Origin of the sequence: Chromobacterium haemolyticum, assembly GCF_002081825.1 — a bacterium.
GTDB lineage: Bacteria > Pseudomonadota > Gammaproteobacteria > Burkholderiales > Chromobacteriaceae > Chromobacterium > Chromobacterium fluminis.
The window spans coordinates 1-21,203 of sequence record NZ_MUKU01000039.1; the positions used below are offsets into that span (position 1 = coordinate 1).

19 protein-coding genes and 1 pseudogene are annotated in these 21,203 nt (G+C 60.5%); 7 read left to right on the plus strand and 13 right to left on the minus strand.

Going from position 1 to position 21,203, the window contains the following annotated elements:
• The 3 genes and pseudogenes from B0T39_RS25265 to B0T39_RS20695 all read right to left on the minus strand — a co-directional run.
• Window positions 1–86: pseudogene (locus tag B0T39_RS25265) on the minus strand (IS5/IS1182 family transposase); the annotation flags it as partial.
• Window positions 87–295: 209 nt separating this feature from the next.
• On the minus strand, window positions 296–1,615 hold the full coding sequence (gene dctA, locus B0T39_RS20690) for a C4-dicarboxylate transporter DctA (protein WP_081550004.1): 1,320 nt from the start codon (window positions 1,613–1,615) through the stop codon (window positions 296–298).
• A 115-nt stretch (window positions 1,616–1,730) separates the two neighbouring features.
• Complete coding sequence (locus B0T39_RS20695) at window positions 1,731–2,444, minus strand: FadR/GntR family transcriptional regulator (RefSeq protein ID WP_081550006.1); 714 nt, start codon at window positions 2,442–2,444, stop codon at window positions 1,731–1,733.
• Window positions 2,445–2,984: 540 nt separating this feature from the next.
• Between B0T39_RS20695 and B0T39_RS20700 the strand changes: the two genes are divergently transcribed.
• On the plus strand, window positions 2,985–3,848 hold the full coding sequence (locus tag B0T39_RS20700) for a hypothetical protein (protein WP_081550008.1): 864 nt from the start codon (window positions 2,985–2,987) through the stop codon (window positions 3,846–3,848).
• A 12-nt stretch (window positions 3,849–3,860) separates the two neighbouring features.
• Window positions 3,861–4,166 carry a hypothetical protein gene (locus tag B0T39_RS20705; RefSeq protein WP_081550010.1) on the plus strand — a complete coding sequence of 102 codons (306 nt, stop codon included), beginning with the start codon at window positions 3,861–3,863 and terminating at the stop codon, window positions 4,164–4,166.
• Between the two features lie 255 nt (window positions 4,167–4,421).
• Here B0T39_RS20705 and B0T39_RS20710 read toward each other — a convergent pair whose 3' ends face one another.
• From B0T39_RS20710 to htpX, 5 genes are all read right to left on the minus strand, one after another.
• Complete coding sequence (locus B0T39_RS20710; RefSeq protein ID WP_081550012.1) at window positions 4,422–5,507, minus strand: porin; 1,086 nt, start codon at window positions 5,505–5,507, stop codon at window positions 4,422–4,424.
• A 490-nt stretch (window positions 5,508–5,997) separates the two neighbouring features.
• Window positions 5,998–7,449, minus strand: coding sequence for an ATP-binding protein (locus B0T39_RS20715; RefSeq protein WP_081550014.1), 1,452 nt, complete (start codon window positions 7,447–7,449; stop codon window positions 5,998–6,000).
• Entirely contained in the window at window positions 7,446–8,165 is a 720-nt protein-coding gene (locus B0T39_RS20720; RefSeq protein ID WP_081550016.1) for a response regulator, read from the minus strand. Before B0T39_RS20720 ends, B0T39_RS20715 begins: the two co-directional genes overlap by 4 nt.
• A gap of 186 nt (window positions 8,166–8,351) precedes the next feature.
• Window positions 8,352–9,338, minus strand: a complete 987-nt coding sequence (locus B0T39_RS20725) for a TerC family protein (protein ID WP_081550018.1) — start codon at window positions 9,336–9,338, stop codon at window positions 8,352–8,354.
• Between the two features lie 101 nt (window positions 9,339–9,439).
• Complete coding sequence (gene htpX, locus B0T39_RS20730; RefSeq protein WP_081550080.1) at window positions 9,440–10,321, minus strand: protease HtpX; 882 nt, start codon at window positions 10,319–10,321, stop codon at window positions 9,440–9,442.
• A gap of 127 nt (window positions 10,322–10,448) precedes the next feature.
• Between htpX and B0T39_RS20735 the strand changes: the two genes are divergently transcribed.
• Entirely contained in the window at window positions 10,449–11,339 is an 891-nt protein-coding gene (locus B0T39_RS20735) for a LysR family transcriptional regulator (protein WP_081550020.1), read from the plus strand.
• Window positions 11,340–11,387: 48 nt separating this feature from the next.
• Here the strand turns inward: B0T39_RS20735 and B0T39_RS20740 are convergent, their stop codons facing one another.
• Genes B0T39_RS20740 through B0T39_RS20755 form a run of 4 tightly spaced genes read right to left on the minus strand, consistent with a single transcriptional unit; the run spans window position 11,388 to window position 14,910 of the window.
• Window positions 11,388–12,098 (minus strand): ABC transporter ATP-binding protein, encoded by a 711-nt coding sequence (locus B0T39_RS20740; protein WP_043633035.1) that lies wholly within the window; start codon window positions 12,096–12,098, stop codon window positions 11,388–11,390.
• On the minus strand, window positions 12,095–12,865 hold the full coding sequence (locus B0T39_RS20745; RefSeq protein ID WP_081550022.1) for an ABC transporter ATP-binding protein: 771 nt from the start codon (window positions 12,863–12,865) through the stop codon (window positions 12,095–12,097). Before B0T39_RS20745 ends, B0T39_RS20740 begins: the two co-directional genes overlap by 4 nt.
• Window positions 12,866–12,867: 2 nt before the next feature.
• Window positions 12,868–13,968 (minus strand): ABC transporter permease subunit, encoded by a 1,101-nt coding sequence (locus B0T39_RS20750; RefSeq protein ID WP_081550024.1) that lies wholly within the window; start codon window positions 13,966–13,968, stop codon window positions 12,868–12,870.
• 18 nt (window positions 13,969–13,986) lie between these two features.
• Window positions 13,987–14,910, minus strand: a complete 924-nt coding sequence (locus tag B0T39_RS20755) for a branched-chain amino acid ABC transporter permease (RefSeq protein WP_081550026.1) — start codon at window positions 14,908–14,910, stop codon at window positions 13,987–13,989.
• A gap of 855 nt (window positions 14,911–15,765) precedes the next feature.
• On the opposite strand from B0T39_RS20755, the gene B0T39_RS20760 reads away from it, so the two are divergent.
• The 4 genes from B0T39_RS20760 (at window position 15,766) to B0T39_RS20775 (ending at window position 20,048) form a co-directional block, all read left to right on the plus strand.
• Window positions 15,766–16,632: an MBL fold metallo-hydrolase gene (locus B0T39_RS20760; RefSeq protein WP_081550028.1), complete on the plus strand. Its 867-nt coding sequence runs from the start codon at window positions 15,766–15,768 to the stop codon at window positions 16,630–16,632.
• Complete coding sequence (locus B0T39_RS20765) at window positions 16,626–17,324, plus strand: DsbA family protein (protein ID WP_081550030.1); 699 nt, start codon at window positions 16,626–16,628, stop codon at window positions 17,322–17,324. Before B0T39_RS20760 ends, B0T39_RS20765 begins: the two co-directional genes overlap by 7 nt.
• Window positions 17,325–17,650: 326 nt before the next feature.
• Window positions 17,651–19,726: a prolyl oligopeptidase family serine peptidase gene (locus tag B0T39_RS20770; protein WP_081550032.1), complete on the plus strand. Its 2,076-nt coding sequence runs from the start codon at window positions 17,651–17,653 to the stop codon at window positions 19,724–19,726.
• Between the two features lie 43 nt (window positions 19,727–19,769).
• Window positions 19,770–20,048: a hypothetical protein gene (locus B0T39_RS20775; RefSeq protein ID WP_081550034.1), complete on the plus strand. Its 279-nt coding sequence runs from the start codon at window positions 19,770–19,772 to the stop codon at window positions 20,046–20,048.
• Between the two features lie 141 nt (window positions 20,049–20,189).
• Here B0T39_RS20775 and B0T39_RS20780 read toward each other — a convergent pair whose 3' ends face one another.
• Complete coding sequence (locus B0T39_RS20780; protein ID WP_081550036.1) at window positions 20,190–20,975, minus strand: enoyl-CoA hydratase; 786 nt, start codon at window positions 20,973–20,975, stop codon at window positions 20,190–20,192.
• Window positions 20,976–21,203: the final 228 nt, after the last annotated feature.

The following is a 21,203-nucleotide window of genomic DNA, read 5'->3' on the forward strand; positions in this document are numbered from 1 at the left end:
GTTTTCTTGCGTACGCTTTCCAATAGCGGTCTGATCTGTTCGAACTGTTCACGACTTACGTCGCTTGGATAATGGCTTCTTCGCATGCGGCAATTATCTCAGGACGAAAAGATCGTGAACAGGCTCTAAGAACCTGTTCATAGTCTGCTGCGCGTCGGCGATACGGCGTTGAAAACACCTTCGAAATGCTCATGTACCACGCGTACATTCCGCTTTCTCAGCCGTTTTCGCCTTGTCTCGCCTTAGCTCGCGAGACTTTGAACAGGCTCTAAAGCCTCCGCCGCTAAAACCTGATTCAACGATCCGCCAAGGAACCGACGCTGACAGCGGGCTCTGCCACATATTCATAACCCTGCTTGCGTCTCAACACATTGCGCGCCCGCTCCAAGTCCATATCCCGCTCCCAGCGCGCCACTACCACCGCGGCCACGCAATTGCCGATTAAATTGGTCAACGCCCGAGCAATGCCCATGAACCAGTCCACCGACAACACCAACACCAGCCCGATCACCGGAATGGCGGGTATCGCCGACAGAGTCGCCGACAGAATCACTAAGGCAGAGCCAGGAATTCCATGCGCGCCCTTGGAAGTCACCAACGACACCGCGAGAATGGTCAACAAATCGTAATTGGACAGCGGCGTATTGGTGGCATGGGCGATAAACACCGCCGCCAGAGTCAGATAAATGGAAAAACCATCGAGATTGAACGAATAACCGGTGGGAATCACCAGGCCCACGGTGGCATTGCCGATGCCCAGATGTTCAAGCTTGCGCATGACTTGCGGCAACACCGCGTCGGACGAAGCCGTCCCCACCACGATAGATAACTCGTCTTTCAGATAGCGTAAAAACGCTACGATGTTAAGACCCGCCAATTGCAAAATCGTCCCCAGCACCACCAGCACAAACAAAGCGCAAGTGAGATAAAACATCAGCACCAGACCACCCAACTGCTGCAAGGACGATACCCCGTAACTGGCGGTGGTAAAGGCAATGGAGCCGAACACTCCCAGCGGCGCCAATTGCACCACCAGACCGATCAGCTTGAAAAACACATGGCCAGCCTCATGCACCAGCCGAATCACCCCTCCAGCGGAATCGCGCACCAAATTCAAGGCGCAGCCGAACAATAGCGCAAACACCAGCACCTGCAAGATATCGCCCGAGGCCAACGCGCCAAACACCGTACCAGGAATCAAGTTCATGAAAAACGACCAGGCGCTGCCATGCTGCAAAGCCTGGGCTCTATCGGTGTAGGCGGCCATCGCTTGGGTATTCAACGAGCCGACATCCACGTTCATCCCCAGACCGATGCTGCTATGCAGGGCCAACAGCAAGCCCAAAGCCAGAGCCAGAGTCGTGACCAGCTCAAAATACACAATGGCCTTCAAACCCACCCGGCCCACTTTTTTCAAGTCACCGGCGCCTGTAATCCCGCTCACCACCACACAGAATACAATCGGCGCGATCAACATCTTGATCAGCTTGATAAAGCCGTCGCCCAGCGGTTTCAAATGCAGCGCCTGCTCCGGCCACAACAAACCGGCGCAGATGCCAAGGACAAGTCCGATCATGACCCGCATAAACAACGACTTCTTAGTCAAACGCAGCATGGCTTCCCTTTCTCCTGACGAGGAGGCATGGCGAGAAGCCGCCCCAGATGGATCATCCGGGCCGAAACGGATGACGCGGCGACCCTTCGGGGACGGCTTCTAACACCCAACTGGCTCAGGCACCATCCCCCCCTTGTTGTGACCAGACGACAGATGCGCCGCGAACAGGAATCGCCAAGCGTTCGCAAGCATGGATGATGTGCCGCTGCATGGCGGCGCTGGCCGCCGCGCTGTCATGCGCCTTGATAGCCCGCAAAATGGCCTCTTTCTCGATCAGCGCCGCCTGCAACTCTTGCGGCCGCGCCAGCATGATGGCCCGGGCGTGACCGATGGCTTCGCTGGCCTGCTCCATCGACTGCTTGAACACTGGGTTGCGGCTAAATCCCACCAACTGCCGGTGGAACAAAATATCCGCCTCCACCGCCGCAGCCATTTCGCCCGCAGCCAGCGCCTCGCGCATATCCAGCAGCGTTAGCCGCAACTGCATCAGTTCTTCGGAAGTTATCGACTGCGCGACCAAGCCCACCACGAATGGCTCCAGCGCCAGACGCAGTTGAAACACGTCCTCCGGACGCACCGTCGGCGGCGCCAACGGCTCGCCCTGGGGATCGGTGCTAAGCACAAACACCCCCTTGCCGGGATGGGAGCGGACAAAACCCAAGGCCTCAAGCACCGAAATCGCCTCGCGCAGCGGTGGGCGGCTGATGCCAAACTGCTCTGCCAGATCGCGCTGCGACGGCAGCATCTCTCCAGGCAGCCAAATGCCGCGCTTGATGGCATCAAGAATATTGCGGGCGGCGACATCGCCCAGTTTGGAAGAAGTGAACATGGCGGTCAGGCGATCAAAAACATGATTAGTCATAAACGGCAAACTACACTGGTCTAACTGGTATTACCAGTAAGACCAGTATTTTACCCGCTATCAAGTCGCGCCTCCGTCGCCCAAAACCGCCTCCGGCCAAGCCAGTTGCGGCATAGCCGCCGGTGACATTTCCGCAACGCACCGGGCGACCGAACTCGCCATCGCCGAAGTTCTGGCGGGCCGCAGGCAAACGACTGGCCCACCACCCTGCGCTCAGATGTCGATATGCTCGCCATTCGCCACCGCGGTGCTGATGATAAAGCTCGAAACCCGCTTAGATGCGCTCACGTGTGAGGGAACCACCCTAGCCAACCTCGATAGAACGATGAAAGCGGCCAAACCCAAGGGAGTACCGGAGCGCCCTTTTCATTGCCGTATCATTGGTACAGGCTCGCGACGATAACGGATCGTCTATACCACGACATGCGCCCGCCATAGCGTCCGCGCACGTTTCATCCCGCAAACCGCCCGGTCGCGTCAGCGCCCGCCTGCCGATGGAGCAGCGCCATGCCCGCCAGCCCCCTTCTTCGCTTGCTGCCTTTGCTGCCGCTGCTGGCCGCCTGCGCCAATGCTCCGGACACGCCATTCGCCGATTTCGACAACGCCGCCCGCAGCGTCACTCAAAGCTCCACCGGCACCTTTGCGCGCATCCAGCAGAATGCGCGACTCAACGCGGTGCTCACTGCACCCAACGCCCCGCTGCGCGCGGACACCTTCCGCCCTCAAGCCGGCAACGGCGCCAGTTACGACCTCAGCCCCGCCCTGGCCCAGCTTCAGGCGACGCTGGACGCGCTGGAAAAATACGCCCGAACCCTGCGCAGCCTGGCTGGAGACCGGGAGGCCGAGGCCCGGGTCGACGCCGCAGCCCAGGACTTGGCCGACAGCGTTCAGGATCTCAAACTGCGCGGCGGCGACGAGACCGCCGCCAAGATTCTGGCCACCGCGGCCGACGCGCTGGGTCGCCAGCTCACCACCGCGCAGCGCAAGAACGCGCTGCGCAACACCATGGCCACCGCCCAGCCCGGACTAGACCTCTTGGCCCTCAACAGCCACCGCGTCTTGAGCGCGCTACCCGGCTACCTGAGCGTGCTCAGGGACAGCCTGCTGCGTCACGCCAATTTCAGCCGACCGCCCTACGGCAGCTGGGAGCGCTACCAGTTTGACCTCTCCATCTCCGACCGGCTGCGTGAATTCGAGCAGATCGAAGCCGCGCTGCAGGCTAGCGACAAAGCGATTCAAGGCTTTCCCGATACCAACCGCCAGTTGCTGCAAAGCCTGGACACGCCCCAACCCAAACTGCAAGCGCTGCGCGACTTCGCCGCCGAGGCCAGGCGGCTGCGCAATTTTTATCGCGATCTGCCCGCTAAATAAAGGAGGCAGCATATGGACAACCACCAAGTCACCGAGCTTGCCAGCGGCCTGGCATCCCGCATCAACAACCTGGCGGTCGCCAGCCTGGGCGCGGACAGCCGAACCTTGCTGGCGCAGCAGGATGAACTGGCCAACCAGACCCTGGCGCTGATCGCGCGGGACTTGAACGCCGACACAGAAGACTTCCAACACGCTATCGCCGCGCTGCAAGCGGCGACCGAGGCGGCCGACCACGCTGGGCGGCAGCTGCAACGCGTGGGCGACGCCATCAAGCTGACCGCCAAGGCAATAAGCGCGGTGGCCAAGCTGCTGGCCTGAGTGACCGGCCGCGAGCGGCGGACCGCTTGAAGCCCTGAACCGCGCCTGAATCACGCCATTCATCCGCGCCTCCACAACAGGAGCCCCGGCCAAGAAGAGGGATGCCCGGTTGCGCCCCAAACTCGCCGTCCCCGATCCGACGCGACAAGCTTTCGCTCCCGTACGGCTAACGCGCGACGAACATGAAAAATGCCGCCCCTGTTGCCAGGGGCGGCATTCCAAACTGTTCGCAGCTTTACGTCTAGCCCGTAACGCTTAGAACTTGTGTACGACGTTCAGACCGAAGGCCTTGATCTTGTCGGTGTTGTTGCTATTGCTCTTCAGGAAAGCGCTATCAGCCTTGATTTCGCCGTACTGAGCGCCGATAACGGTGCGCTTGGACAGGCTGTAATCAACGCCCAGCAGGTACTGTTTGTAGCCACTGTCGTCTTTCTTCACGCCATCAACTTTGTAGTCTTTGGACTGAGCGTAGGTGAACTTGGGCATGAAGGCGCCAATCTGGTAGCCGGCGGTCAGCGCGTATTCTTGCGACTCGTACTTGCTGTTGTTAACAGCGCTGCTGTCACTCAAGAAGCTGAACGGGGTAACGGAGAAGTCGCCTTTGTCATTGCGATAGCCCAGCGCCACGAAGATGTTGTTGGCGTTGTAGCCAGCTTCGATGCGGTGCTTGTTATTAGCCTTGCTGCTCAGGTTCAGACCGGCAACGATCGGGCTTTCGTGGATGAACTGGTACTTGCCGAAGAAGCCGCTGTTCTCGTAGGACAAGCCCAGGTTGTAGGTTTCACGATCGGTGTTCTGAACAACGTTCGGGTTACCAGAGGCATCAAAGCCACGCTTGTCTTCTTTAGTGCCGTACAGGAAGGCAGCCTTGAAGCCGGCGAATTCCGGAGTGTCGAAACGCACGGCGTTCTTAACATAGCCGTCGCCGCGGGTGAAGGCGTTCAGTTGCAGCGCGTTGCTGCTGCTTTCCCACGGGTTAACTTGAGCCATATCGGACTCGCCGTAGTTGGCCAGGTGGCCCAGGCGGAAGGTACCGAAGTTGGAGGACAGACCAACGAAAGATTCGCGGCTGGCGAAAGTGCCGCTGCTATCGCCGGTGCGGCTCTGGCCGTCGATGCCGAAGCCGGTTTCAACTTGCCAGATGGCTTTCAGGCCATTGCCCAGATCTTCATTGCCCTTGAAACCGATACGGGAACCCAGGTCGTCGATATTGGTTTGCTTGGTGCCCTTGCTGCTGTCGACGTATTCAACGCCGCCTTTGATGGTACCGAACACGGTAACGTCGGCGAAAGCGGCTGCCGGCAGAGTGGCAACCATCAGAGCGATCAGACTTTTTTTCATGATGTGGCTATCCTTCTTGTTTACTTAGGAAGTGAGCGAATACTAGTTGCTGTGTTTCACATTTGCAACTAGCCATGCAAACTTGTGGTCATTAAACAACAGTAGTGTCAAAAAAACAACATCAGACTTCAGGCAATCAGACTGGAACACTCAGACGAAGTTTCACCCTCAACTTGTTAAAATTCATTAACCACAAGCATTTGAGCAAAAAAATGCCCGCACGCGGCGGGCTGAAGATTGGATAGACTTGACTCGAATTCAAAGAAGCGAAAAAGAATCTGTATCAGTGAATTCTGACACTGATTGTAATCAATCACTTTGTAAATGTCCATTTACAATACGGCTTTAATGTAAATAGAGTGTGAACACATCGTAAATTTTGAGAATTCGGCGGATACAAAGCCACCTCCCGGCACTTTCCCCCATCATCTCCAGGCGAAAGGCCAAGAAAAAAGCCGCGCTAGCGCGGCTTGCCATAAGATCAACGCGTTTAATGTCCAGCAGGCAAACTCAATTGCACACACAAGCCGCCTTGCGGCCGGTTGTTCAGCTTGAGGTCGCCGCCGTGGTCGCGCGCAATCGCCCGCGCGATAGCCAGGCCTAGGCCGCTGCCTCCGGTATGGCGCGCCCTGGAGTCCTCCAAACGCACATAAGGCTCCATGACCCGTTCCAGGTCGGCTTCAGCGATACCCGGCCCCTGATCCTGAATACGCACCTCCACCCAGTCCTCCCGCTGCCGCAGGCTGACTTCAATCGCCGCGCCGCCATAGCGGCGAGCGTTCTCCAGCAGATTACCCAGACAGCGGCGCAAGGCGCCGACCTTGCCGGTCACCGGCGCCACCGGCTCGCTGTGCAGCTGGATGTCGGCGCCAAAGGCCTCCATATCCTCCACCACGCTTTCCAGCAAGGCGTTGAGATTAAACTTCACCACCTGCTCGCTGCCGCAACCGCCACGCAAATAGGTCAGCGAATCATTGATCAGTTGGTCCATTTCCAGCAGGTCGCGCTCGATCGCCTGTTTTTCCGACGATTCGGCCAAACCTTCCAGACGCAGGCGGATGCGGGTGATGGGCAAGCGCAGATCGTGCGACACGCCGGCCAGCATCTGATTGCGGGTTTTCAGCAAGCGCTGCAACTCGGTCTGCATCCGGTTGAAGGTTCTGGCGGCTTCAGCCACCTCTTCGGAACCGGTTTCCGGCAAGGGCGCCTGATTAAGATTGCTGGCCAGACCCCGGGCCGCCTGCGCGAACAGACCCAGCGGCCGGATCAGCTGCCGCACCGCCCAGGCGCCCAGAATAGCGGCGGTCAAGGCCACCAGCAGCAGCCAGGCCAGGATGCGGATGGGCTGATCGGCCAGAGAAATGGGCCGCGAGGCGTTGAAGGTCAGCACCGTGCCGTCGCTCAGCCTGGCCTGCACCGTGGCCAGGTGGGTCTTGAACTCGGCCAGCGGGCCCAGCGCGGTCAACTCCTCACTGACAATGGAGCCGGCGAGGCCGGCGTCCCGCGTGGGCGTGAAGTTTTTCATCCCTAGCCCGCCCACCCTATCGATCAAGGCCGCGCGGCCGCCCGCCGACGAGTCCTGCTGCTTGGACAACACCTGCAGCTGATAAGGCTTGATAAGGTCGCGCTTGATCAATTGCTGAAACGAGCGGCCATGCCGGCTCAGCGTATTTTCTGGCTGCTCCCAAAACCGGTCCATGCGCACCAGCAGCGTGGGCTGGTTCAGGGCGGAAATCACCTGTTCCCGATATTTGCTTGGGCACTCGTCCAACAGATTGACGATGTCGGCGATGTGTTGCGCGGTGTATTGCACGCGCAAGGAGTTGCTCAAGCGATCACGGTCGCTGAGAATGAAATAGATGCCCAAGGCGTTGGCCAACAGCAAGCCCCCCACCAAGGTCAGCAAAATCTGGCCATACAATGTGCGCGGCAACCACTTCATCTCAGCGCTTCCACCTCGCAGGCCAGCATATAGCCGCCGCTGCGTATGGTCTTGAGCAGCACGGGCTCGCGCGCGTCTTCTCCCAGCCGGCGGCGCACCCGTCCTATCATCACATCTACGGTGCGGTCGAAGGGTCCGGCTTCTTTGCCGTTCATCGCCTCCATCAGTTGATCGCGCGACATCACGGCGTTGGCGTTTTCCGCCAAAGCCTGCAACAGCTTGAATTCGCCGCCGGACAGCGGAGTGACCACCCCGGCCTCGTCCAGCAGATGCTGGGCGTTCAGGTCCAACATCCAGCCGGCGAAGCGCAGCCGGCGCACGCTAGCCGCATTCGCGGGCTGATCCGACACCCGGCGCAGAATGCTCTTGATCCGCGCCAGCAACTCGCGCGGGCTGAATGGCTTGGTCAGGTAGTCGTCCGCCCCCATTTCCAGACCGATAATGCGGTCCAGTTCGTCGCCGCGCGCGGTCAGCATCAGGATGGGCATGCAGGAGCGCTCGCGCAGATTGCGGCACAGGGTCAGCCCATCCTCGCCCGGCAACATCAGGTCCAGAATCAACATATTGTAGTTCTGCGCGGCAATCGCCTGATGCATGGCCTGGCCGTCGCCGACGGCGTCGACGGCGAAGCCCTGCTTGCCCAGGTAGTCGCGCAGCAGATCGCGCAGATCGGGGTCGTCATCCACTACCAGCAGTCTTGGCAAATCGACAGTCATAACAGCTCATCTCCATTGCGGCTTTGTTATTAGGATACCGCGCCCGCCCGCAGGGCTGAGGGAGAAATCGTGGGGAAATGAGAAAGGTTTACACAAGGTTTACAAAAAACCGGCCACGCGCATCTCGCGTGGCCGGCCTCTCTTTCTCGGCCGGAGCCATGCTCCGGCGCTGACTATGCGCCCGCCTCAATCGTTGGGATTCTGGTCGCGCGTCTTGTGCAGCGAATACAGCACGCCCGCCAGCAGCAAGCCCAGCGTCGCCGCCAAGGACCAAGCGGTGGGGATCTTGAAAGTCACCCAACCCACATCGTTGAAGAACACCAGGCCCACCTTGACGCCTATCATCACCAACACCAGCGATAAGGCGTACTTCAGGTAGTGGAAACGATGCACCATCGCCGCCAGCGCAAAGTACAGCGCGCGCAGGCCCAGAATCGCAAAGATGTTGGAGGTGTAAACCAGGAACGGATCCTGAGTGATGGCGAAAATGGCCGGAATGCTGTCTACCGCGAACACCAGATCGGCGCTCTCCACCATGATCAGCGCCAACAGCAGCGGCGTCGCCCACCAGCCGCGCGCCAAGCCATGCTTCTCACCGCGTATCAGGAAATGCTTGCCGTGCAAGTCCGGCGTCAAACGCAAATGGCCGCGCAACCACTGGTACATGCGGTTTTCCTGGATGGGCGCGTGTTCGTCGTCGGAAAACAGCATCTTGATCCCGGTGGCGATCAGGAACAGGCCGAACAAGACCAACACCCACTGGAACTGCGCCACCAGCGCCGCGCCCAGGCCTATCATCAAGGCCCGCATCACGATCACGCCGAGAATGCCCCAGAACAGCACCCGGTGCTGGTACAAGCGCGGCACCGCCAGGCTGGAGAAGATCAGCGACATCACGAAGACGTTGTCCATGGACAGCGACTTCTCCACCACATAGCCGGTCAGATACTGCATGCCGGCGTCCGCGCCCTGATACCACCAGATCCAGCCGCCGAAGGCCAGACCGACGCCGATGTAGAAAGCAGACAGCATCAGGCTTTCCTTGACCCCGATCTCTTTTTCTTCCTTGTGCAGCACGCCCAAATCAAAAGCCAGCAGGGCCAGCACGATGGCCATGAACATCAGCCAAACCCACAAGGGATAGCCGGCAAAGCCGGCGCTCAACCATTCCATAAGCATTCCTTTCGGCAATAGAAAGGCCCCGGGCCGAGCGAACCGCCCCGGGGCCTGAACTCACAAACGCCGCCCCCGCTAACGCGGAGGCGGATCAAAGCTTAACGACCGTGTTCCAGCGCGCCGATGCGCTCCTCGATGCTGGGATGGCTGGAGAACAGCGCCATCAGGCCGCCGCGCCCGCCGGAGATGCCGGAGGCCGCCATGTTCTGCGGTAGATCGCCGGCGGCGACGCCGCCCAAGCGGCGCAAGGCGTTGACCATCGGACGCGGACCGCCCAGCAGCGTGGCGGCGCCGGCGTCGGCGCGGAATTCGCGCTGACGCGAGAAATACATCACGATGGCGGAGGCCAGGATGCCGAACACGATCTCACAGACGATCACGGTCACCATATAGCCAATGCCCGGCCCGCGGGATTCTTCGTCGTTGCGGCGCAAAAAGTTGTCCACCAGATAGCCGACCACGCGCGCCAGGAAGAACACAAAGGTGTTGACCACGCCCTGGATCAGCGTCAGCGTCACCATGTCGCCGTTCTGAATATGGGCGACTTCGTGCGCCAGCACCGCTTCCACTTCTTCTTCCGTCATCGAGGCCAGCAGTCCGGTGGACACCGCCACCAGCGAGTTGGACTTGCTCGGGCCGGTGGCGAAGGCATTGGGCTCGCCCTCGTACACCGCCACCTCGGGCATCGGCAGATTGGCGCGGCTGGCCAGCTTCTGCACGGTATACACCAGCCAGCGCTCGGTATCGTTGCTGGGCGTTTCAACCACGCGCGCGCCGGTGCTCCATTTGGCCATGGTCTTGGACAGCATCAGCGAGATGAAGGCGCCGCCAAAGCCCATCACCGCGGCGAAGCCCAGCAGCGTGCCCAGGTTCAGGCCGTTGCCCGTCATGTAGCGGTTCAGCCCCAACAAGCTGGCCACAATGCTCAGCACCACCATCACGGCGATGTTGGTGGCGATTAATAGGATGACTCGTTTCATGGTGTTGGCCTTTGCGTTGAATTCGACGGCATTCCGCGGAACGCTCGACAAAGTGCATTCTAGACGCTGCGTTCCTCGGAAAAAATCAAATATAATCAGAAAATACATCAAGTTTTTTCGAACCATTATGTCCGAACGGATCAACTTCAAGCATCTGCATTACTTTTGGGCGGTCGCCCACACCGGCGGCGTCACCCGCGCGGCGGAACAACTGGGCGTCAGCGCTCAAACCGTCAGCGGCCAGATTTCGCGACTGGAGCAGAGCCTGGAGCGAACCTTGTTCCGACAACAGGGACGCCAGCTGGTTCTGACCGAAGCCGGCCATGTGGCGCTGCGCTACGCCGACCAGATCTTCATGCTGGGCGAGGAATTGCAGGAAACGCTGGAAGACGCCCAGCTGGACAAGACCATCCGCCTGGCGGCTGGCATTTCGGATGTGCTGCCCAAGGCCATCGCGCTCAAGCTGTTGGAACCGGCGCTGCGGCTGGACGCCAAGGTCAGGCTGCAATGCGGCGAAGGCGATTTCGACGAATTGCTGGCCGACTTGACCCGCCACCGGCTGGACGTGGTATTGGCGGACCGGCCGATGGCGGCCGGCGGATCGCAGCCCTTTCAATCCTGGCTGCTGATGCGCTGCCCGGTAAAGATCGCCGGCGCGGCGGAATTATGGCGGCGCTACGCCGAGGGATTCCCCGCCAGCCTGAACCAAGCGCCGATGTTGCTGCCCAGCCGCCACCATGTGCTGCGCAGCCAGTTGGACCAGTGGTTTGAAGAACGCAGGATCAAGCCGGACATCGTGGCGGAGTTCGACGACGGCGCCTTGCTGGACGCCTTCGGCCGCCAGGGCTTCGGTCTGTTCCCCACCACGGCACCCAGCGGCGGGGACGCGAACGCGCCGCAGGCGCTGGGCGAGGTCGACGGCGTCTGGGAACATTATTACGCCATCGCCAACCGTCGCCGGCTGCAACATCCGGGCGTCCAGGCCATGTTGCAAGCCGCCATTGACGCCGCGCTCTGAAAACAAAAAACCCCGGACAAGTCCGGGGTTTGGCGACGCGCGGCGAACTCACTCGCCCAGATAGGCGTTGCGCACGCGTTCGTCGTTGAGCAGGTCCTTGGCCGGGCCGCTCATGGTGATGCGGCCGCTTTCCATCACGTAGCCGCGCTGCGACACTTCCAGCGCCAGCTTGGCGTTTTGCTCCACCAACAGCATGGTCACGCCCTCCTTAGCCACCATCTGAATGATCTCGAAGATCTTCTCCACGATGATGGGAGCCAGGCCCATGGACGGTTCGTCCAGCAGCAGCAGCTTGGGCTTGGACAGCATCGCGCGGCCCATGGCCACCATCTGCTGCTCACCACCGGACAAAGTGCCGGCAAGCTGTTTCTGCCGCTCCTTCAAGCGCGGGAACAGCTCGTACACCCGCTCGGCCTCGCTCAGGATCGCGGCCTTGTCGTCGCGATAGTAAGCGCCCATCAGCAGGTTCTCTTCCACCGTCAGCTTGGCGAACACCCCGCGGCCCTCCGGCACCATGGCCAGGCCGTGGCGCACGAAGTTGTGCGGCGCGATAGTGGAGATATCTTTGCCGTCGTAGTGAATGCTGCCGCCGGATTTCTTCACCATGCCCACCAGGGTTTTCAGCGTGGTGGTCTTGCCGGCGCCGTTGGCGCCGATCAGGGTCACCAACTCGCCCTGCTTGATGTGAAAATCGATACCCTTGACCGCCTGAATGCCGCCATAGGCCACTTGCAGGTCTTTGACTTCCAAAATGCTCATGCGTGTGCCGCTCCCAGGTAAGCCTCAATCACTTTCGGGTTCTTGCGCACCTCTTCGGGAACGCCTTCGGCAATCTTCTTGCCGTAGTCCAGCACCGCGATGCGGTCGCACAGGCCCATCATCAATTTGACGTCGTGCTCGATCAGCAGCACGGTCACGCCTCCGGCTCGGATTTTAGACATCAGGCTCTTCAACTCCTCGGTTTCGCGCGGGTTCATGCCGGCGGCCGGTTCGTCCAAGGCCAAGAGCTTGGGCTCGGTGGCCAACGCGCGCGCGATTTCCAACCGGCGCTGGTGGCCGTAGGACAGATTGCGGGCGCGCTCATGCGCAACGTCGGCGATGCCCACGTATTCCAGCAGTTCCCATGCCTTGTCGGTAATCGCCTTTTCTTCGGCCATGGTGCGCCTGTCGCGCAGCACTGCGCCCAGCGCTCCAGCCTTGGAGCGAATGTGGCGTCCCACCATCACGTTTTCCAGTGCCGTCATTTCGGCGAACAGGCGGATGTTCTGAAAGGTGCGCGCGATGCCGGCGGCCACGACCACATGGGGCTTTTGCTGGAACAGATTGTGTCCGTCAAACTCGAACACGCCCTCGTCCGGCACGTACAAGCCGGTCAGCACGTTGAACAGCGTGGTCTTGCCCGCGCCGTTGGGGCCGATCAGGCCGTAAATCTCGCCCTTGTTGATGGTCAGCGCCACATTGTTGAGCGCGTGCAGGCCGCCAAAGCGTTTATGGATGCCTTCTATCTTCAGCAAAACTTCAGCCATGCTCAACCTTTCTGCCCTGCGGCTTCTCTATCGTCACGGAATTCGGCTTTACGGCGCTTGGACGGCCACATGCCCTCCGGCCGCACTAGCATCATCACCACCATCGCCAAGCCGAACAACAGCATGCGGGCGTTTTCCGGATCGATCAGCATTTTGCCGAAGGTTTTCATCTGCAGCGGGCCAATCACATCGCGCAGGATTTCCGGCGCGATGGTCAACACCACGGCGCCGAGAATCACGCCAGGGATATGACCCATGCCGCCCAACACGATCATCGCCAGAATCATGATGGATTCCAGCAGGCTGAACGATTCCGGAGACACGAAACCCTGGAAAGACGCGAACAGGCCGCCGGCCACACCGCCGGACAAAGCGCCCAAGGCGAAGGCCAGGAGTTTGATATTGCGGATGTTGATGCCCATCGCCGCGGCGGCGATGTCGTCTTCGCGCAAAGCCACCCAGGCGCGGCCGATTCGCGAATGCTGCAAGCGCCAGGCCATGATCACCACGCCCACGGTCAACACCAGGAACAGGTAGTAGTACAGATAGACGCTGTGGAAGCTGAGTCCGAACAACTCCATGGTATCGCCCAGCGACACGCCGCCCACCTTGATCGGATCGATCAGGTTGATGCCCTGCGGGCCATTAGTGATGTTAACCGGGGTGTTCAGGTTGTTCATGAAGATGCGCACGATCTCCCCGAAACCCAGCGTCACGATAGCCAGATAGTCGCCCTTGAGCCGCAATACCGGCGTGCCCAGCAAGATGCCGCAGAACGCCGCCACCACCGCGCCCAGCGGAATGCTGATGTAGAACGGCAGATGCAGGCCGAAATGCGGCGAGCCCAACAAGGCGAAGGTATAGGCGCCCACTGCGTAGAAGGCGATGAAGCCCAGGTCAAGCAAGCCGGCAAAGCCCACTACGATGTTCAGGCCCAGCGCCAGCATCACATAAAGCAAGGCGAAATCGACGATGCGGACCCAGGAATTGCCCAGCAAGCCGCCCACCAGAAAAGGCAGCACCGCCAGCGCAACCGCGGACAGCATGAACAGGCCGACCTTCTTGCCGGTGTCCATCTTATTGATATTGAGTGCCATGGTCATGATATGTCTGCTCCGTGATCAGGCGCGATCGGCCATCTTTTCGCCCAGCAAGCCGGACGGACGGAAAATCAGCACCAGGATCAGCACCATGAAGGCGATGATGTCCTGATAGTTGGACCCGAGGAAACCGCCGGTCAGCGTGCCGATATAACCGGCGCCCAGGCTTTCAATGATGCCCAGCAGCAAGCCGCCAGCCACCGCGCCACCCAGATTGCCGATGCCGCCCAGCACCGCGGCGGTGAAGGCCTTCAGACCAATCATGAAGCCCATATAGTAATGAGCCTGCTCGTAGTTGGTGGCGACCATCACGCCGGCCACTGCGCCCAGCCCGGAGCCGATGACGAAGGTGGCGGAGATGATGGTGTTGACGTTGACGCCCATCAGGCCGGCCACCGCCGGGTTCTGGCTGGTGGCGCGCATGGCGCGGCCTAGCTTGGTGCGTTCCACCATCAACAGCAGGCCGGCCATGATCACCAGGCACAGCACGATGATGGTGATCTGCAGCTTGGTGATGCTGGCGCCGAAAAAGGACACCACGTCATGGTCGAGGATTTGCGGAAACGGAATGTAGTTGCGGCCCCAGATCAGGATGGCCACCTGCTGCAGCACGATGGACAGGCCGATCGCGGTGATTAGCGGCGCCAGTCTTTGCTTGCCGCGCAGCGGGCGGTAAGCGATGCGCTCTACGGTGAAGCCCAGCAGCATGCAGGCAGCAATCGCCACCAGCAGACCGATCAGCACCAGGGCGGGACCGGGCAGGCCGGAACCGGACAAGGCGTTGACGACGGAGATGGTGACCATGGCGCCGAACATCACCACTTCGCCGTGAGCGAAGTTGATGAGCCCCATGATCCCGTACACCATGGTGTAGCCCAATGCGATCAACGCATAAATGCTACCCAGAACGAGACCGTTCAGGATTTGTTGCAGAAAAATGTCCACGTTGGGAGATCTCCTTTGTATTGACGACCGGCAGCTTGCGGGGCTTTCCCTCTTATTGGCTGCTGCCTGTTCTTGAGTGCCCGGACGAGCCTTGATTATTTGGATTCTGTCAGACAGGCGAACGGATTATGTAGGTGGATTCGAGCGACTGTCAATCTTAAAGATTGGTTAAAATGGCACCAAATCAAGCTCATTTAAAAACAATATAATACATTGTTTTTCATATATTTTTTTGAAAAACAAGACGAAACCGGCCAAAGAAATTTTGAATTTCTCTGGATAAAGACAAACCCTAAGCCAGCAGGTTGTTTTTCAGATTTTGATCATGCTTCTGCGCAAAATATGTTCGCTTTCGAAAAGACACCCATCAAAGAATTCGCATTACAACATTCGATCGCTTTCGTGATTCGAATGGATACAATCTCCCAAAAAGACACCCGACGCAGACAAAAATTACACAGCGCGACGCATCGTACATCAAGCAAAAACGAGACCATCGCATTCAGCGCCCATCCGACATTCCTCGCTGAACACATTTATGGCTAAAACATAGCCCATCCGACCCATCTTGGCTGCAACTTGTCTTATAGAACCGCCAACACACGCCCCGGTGCGGCGGCGCGCCTTCGATACGCAACCGACTTCCATGCGGCCGCGTCATCGCATCGGAGATTGCGGCAGACTGCGTGGACGGTATGGCGAACGCTCCGGTCTCAGTGCCAATTAGATCGAAATAAGCAACAATTTAGTACGATTTAGATTGTTTATTCCCATTAATCGCGCGTTTTATAGTGAGCGTCGCTATCCACCACCCACTGCCCGCGATAGATATCGGGCCATATGGAGAATGAATCGATGCCCCGTCAAACCCTGATCGCCGGCGCCCTGACCCTGGCGGCAACGGCCGCCTTCGCCGCCGAACCGCTGAAACTGTCCATCTACAACGCCGACGGCAATAGCTTCAACGTCAGCTCGGTGCTGGTCAGCGGCGAAAAAGACGCCATCCTGATCGACACCGGCTTCACCCGCGCTGACGCCCATCGCATCGCCGCCAAGGTGCTGGACAGCGGCAAGCAACTAAAAGCCATCTATATCAGCCAGGCCGATCCCGACTACTACTTCGGTACCGCCGAACTGAAGAAGACCTTCCCGCAGGCCGAAGTACTCAGCAACGGTCCGACCCTGGCCAAGATAAAGGCCAATATCCAGGGCAAGCTCGCCTATTGGGGCCCGAAAATGGGCGCGAACGCGCCCAGCGCGCCGCTGCTGCCCGATGAACTGAAAGGCGAACGCCTGGAACTGGAAGGCAAGACGCTGGAAATCAAGGGCACTCGCGGCGTACTGGCCCACCGCGGCTATGTGTGGATTCCATCCATCCGCGCGATTGTCGGCAATGTCGGCGTCACCGCTCCCAGCATGCACGTCTGGACCGCGGACACCCAGAGCCCGGCCGAACGCCAGGCCTGGATCAAGCAGCTGGATGAAATGGAAGCCCTGCAACCGGCGATCGTGGTGCCGGGCCACATGCAAGCGGGCGACAAAACCGATCTGAGCGCAGTGCGCTTCACTCGCCAATACTTGCAGCGCTTCGAATTGAATCTGGCCAAGTCGGCCGATAGCGCCCAGTTGATCCAGGCGATGAAGCAAGCCTTCCCGCAAGCGGGCGAAGACATGTCGCTGGAGATCGGCGCCAAGGTCAACAAAGGCGAAATGAAATGGTAAGCGCCTCCACGATCCGGCTGCACTACTTTTACGATCCGCTGTGCGGCTGGTGCTACGGCGCCTCGCCGCTGCTGCTGGCGGCCGCGGCGCGGCCGGAAGTCGAACTGGCGCTGCACGGCGGCGGCATGCTGAGCGCGCCGCACAACCGCCGCGTGAACCTGGAATGGCGCGGCTATGTAATGCCGCACGATCACCGCATCGCCGCCCTTAGCGGCCAGCCCTTCGGCGACGCCTACTTCGACGGCTTGCTGCGCAGCGACGCGCGCTTGGACTCGACGCCGCCCATCGCCGCCGTTCTGGCCGCCCCGGAACTGGGCATCTCGCCACAAACCATGCTGTCCCGCGTGCAAGCCGCTCATTATCTGCACGGCCTGGAGATTGCCAATGTCGCCGTGCTCACCCGGCTAGCGGCCGAATTGGGCGTGTCCGCCGACCGCTTCGCCGACGCCTACGCCGGCGGTCTGGCGCGCAGTGTCGAGCATATAGACCACAGCCGCCGGCTGATGACCCGCCTGGGCTTGCGCGGCTTCCCGTCCGCGGCGCTGGAAGTGGACGGCCGCTTCCAAGCCCTGGATCTGGGCTCCTATCTGGGCAAGCCGGACATGTTTAGCCAGCACCTGGCGCAACTCGGTGCCGCCACCCTCTCAGGCTCGGCCGAGCTGCCGCCGATGTGCGGACTGGACGGCTGCTAAGCACCTGTTCAAAACCGCGCGCAGGGGCGCGACCTGGTGAAAGCAAGCACTGAAAAAGCGGCCTTGCTCATGGGACGCATGAGCATTCCGAATGCGGCACGCACCGAGTCGCGCTCTAGGCCGCGCAGCCTACCGTGAGCGACTTCCAAGGCCCCGCCCCCGCCCTCCCCGCCAACGGCGGCCACGTCTGGACATGGCCGCCGTTCGCCTTCTCCGCCCGCGCGGCAGTTGATGACAAACAAATTCACGGGCGCTACAGTATTCGGACACATCAAAACAAATTCACTGTCTACAGCCTTTGGCTGAAATAAGGGAAACCCGTCCGGATGAAAACCTTAGGCCCCCCACTATCCTTCGCCCTGCTCGCGCTCAGTGCCGCGGCAAGCGCCGCTCAAGACCCGTATCTATGGCTGGAGGAGATTCAAGGCAAAGAAGCGCTGGCCTGGGTTGGCCAGCAAAACGCGAGCACGCGCCAGGACCTCAGTCAGCAAGCCGACTATCCGACGCTGCGCCGCGAACTGCTGACCATCCTGGACTCCAACGACCGCATCCCCTCCGTGGAGAAGATAGGCGGGCTGTACTACAACTTCTGGCGCGACAAGGATCACCCGCGCGGATTGTGGCGGCGCGCCACTTTGGACGAATACCGCAAGGCCGCGCCGCAATGGGAAACGGTGCTGGATCTGGATGGTCTGGCCAAAGACGAAGGGGAAAACTGGGTCTGGCAAGGAGCCGACTGCCTGCGCCCCAATCAAGAGCGCTGCCTACTGCGCCTGAGCCGCGGCGGCGGCGACGCCGCGGTGGTGCGCGAATTCGATCCGGCCGCCAAAGCCTTCGTCAAGGATGGCTTCCAGTTGCCGGAAGCCAAGAGCGAAGTCAGCTGGCAGGACCATGACTCCCTTTATGTAATGAGCGACTTCGGCCCTGGATCGCTGACTGACTCCGGCTACCCCCGCGTCGTCAAAACCTGGCGCCGTGGCCAGCCGCTGGCCCAAGCGCAAACCGTGTTCGAAGGCCGGCAAGCCGACGTCGCCGTGCACGCGGCCAGGATTGACGCCCAAGGCCGCCGCTACGACGTGATCACGCGCGCGCCCACCTTCTTCACCACGGAAACCCGCCTGCTGGTCGCCGGAGAATGGCGGCGGCTGGACAAGCCCGATCATGTCGGCGTCGACTTTTTCGACAACTGGCTGTTACTGACGCCCAAGCAGGACTGGAAAATCGGCGCAAAAACCTGGCGAGGCGGCTCCCTGCTGGCCATCGATGTCGAAGCCTACCTGGCCGGGACGCGTGACTTCACCCCTTTGTTCGAGCCCAGCGCCACCGTCTCGCTGGCGGAACAGACATCCACCCGCGACAGCCTGCTGCTGACCACGCTGGACAATGTCGGCAGCCGCTTGCGGGAGTGGAAGGTCGTGGCCGGTCAATGGCAATCCCGCACCGTAGATACCCCGAACTTCGGCAGCATCAGCGTGCGCGCGGTCGACCCTGATCGGGACAATCGCTACTTCTACAGCTTCACCGACTTTCTAACGCCGCCGACGCTGGCGCTAGCCGAGGCCGGCAGCGATCAACGCCAGATGCTGAAACAGCAACCCGGCTTTTTCGACGCCAGCCCCTACCGCATCCAACAGTGGTTCGCCGCCTCTCGCGACGGTACTCGGGTGCCCTACTTCCTGGTCAGCCGCAAAGACATCAAGCTGGACGGCACCAACCCCACTCTCCTGTACGGCTACGGCGGTTTCGAAGTGTCGCTGACCCCGCGCTACAACGGCGCGCTGGGCAAAGCCTGGCTGGATCGCGGCGGCGTCTACGCGCTGGCCAATATCCGCGGAGGCGGCGAATACGGCCCGGCCTGGCACGAGGCTGCGCGCAAACACCTGCGCCAGAACGCCTACGACGACTTCGCCGCCATCGCCGAGGACCTGGCCAAGCGAGGCGTGGCCGATGCCCGCCATCTGGGCATCAAAGGGGGCAGCAACGGCGGCCTGCTAATGGGGGTGATGCTCACCCAGCGCCCGGAGCTGTTCAACGCCGTGGTCTGCCAGGTGCCGCTGCTGGACATGCGCCGCTTCAACCGCTTGCTGGCCGGGGCCAGCTGGATGGACGAGTACGGCAACCCGGACCTGCCGGAAGACTGGGCCTATATCCGCCGTTATTCGCCCTATCAGAACCTGAAGCCGGACGCGCGCTACCCGGCCACCCTATTCATGACCTCGACGCTGGATGACCGGGTCCACCCCGGCCATGCCCGCAAGATGTTCGCGGCCATGCAGGCGATGGGCGCCCCGGTGCAGTATTTCGAACGCACCGAAGGCGGGCACGGCGCCGCCGCCAACCACCAACAAGAGGCCGATATCGCGGCGATGGAATACGTCTTCCTGTTGCGCCAACTGCGCTGACGCGCCCCATCCGGCAGAAAGAAGAGCCAAGCAACGGCAACAGATGCAACCCCTGGTTGGCCGTTATATCGCCGCCTACTGGCAATTCGACATCGCCGGCATGCTGGCTCAACTCAGCCCGGATGCGGTGTTCGAGAATGACACCAACGGCGAACGTCCGCCGACTCACAGCGGCCATCTGGCGGAACGGGCATGGTTCAGCCAACGACGGCAAACGGCGGAAGCCTTGCCGTTCGGCCTCGCCGGCGCCCGCATCTATTGCCAGACCCTTTTGGCTCAGGTTCTGCCTACCGGCGGCAAGGCGGGGACACGCTGGAATTGAGCGGACGCTCGGAGTTTCGCTTCTACAACGGCAAGATCAGCTATCTCGCAGGCGACAACTGATGCCACGCGAGCAGGGCATCAAAACAAACCGCCTGCGGCCGAAACGGCGACAGGCGGTTTTGCATGGGATGCGCGATGTTCAATCATCGCTGGACTCGACCCAACTGGGGCTGCGCTTGGCGATGAAGGCGTTGACGCCCTCGATCTGCTCCGCGCCACCTATCAGCTGACGCACCGCGGCGCGCTCGCGCTCCAGATGCTGGGCCAGCGTCAGGTTGCCGCTCTCCTCGATCAGACGACGCGCCGCGGCCACCGCGCCCGGCGCTTGGTTCGCCACCTTGTTGGCCAGGCTGATCGCCACGATCTTGGCGAAGCCCTGATCCACCACCTCCTCGATCAGCCCTATGGTCAGGGCCTTCTCCGCCGTCACCACTTCGCCGCCTAGAATGATGCGCTTGGCCCAGGAGACACCCACCTTGTCCGCCAGCGTCTTGGTGCCGCCCGCCGCCGGAATGATACCCACTTTGGCCTCCGGCAACCCGAGCTTGGCTCCGCGCTCGGCCACCATGTAATCACAGCCCAACGCCAGTTCCAAACCGCCGCCCAAAGCGTAGCCGTTGATCGCGGCCACGGTGACGCCGTGGTATTGCTGCAAACTGCGCAAAGCGCCGGCGAAGGCGTCGAATACCTTGTCGGCCTCGGCCGCGTCGCCGGACGCGAACTGCTTCAAATCGGCGCCGGCGGAAAAAAACGCGTCGCCCGCCCCGGTCAGCACCACCGAACGCACAGCCGGATCCGCATCCAGCGACCGCATCGTCGTAGCCAGCTCATTCAGGCTCTCCGTGGTCAGCAGATTTGCCGGCGCGTTTTTGAGAGTCACGATCGCTGACTGGCCCAGCCGCTCAAGTGTCAGATACTTGGCCATATTTTCCTCACTCTATCCCCATGGATTACATCGCTTATGCATATGTTTTGACCAGGTCGAGCGCCTGGATCCTCAGCGGGGGACCCATTGCGCATAGGTCCGAAGCCAAAGCAGCATTCTCATTGCAAACTGACCTTTTGACCAGTAGTCGACCAGCAAGACCATCATTTTTTTTATAACTTTCTTTAAGGAGATGCCAAGTAAAATTTTGATAAAGGCAATAAATGC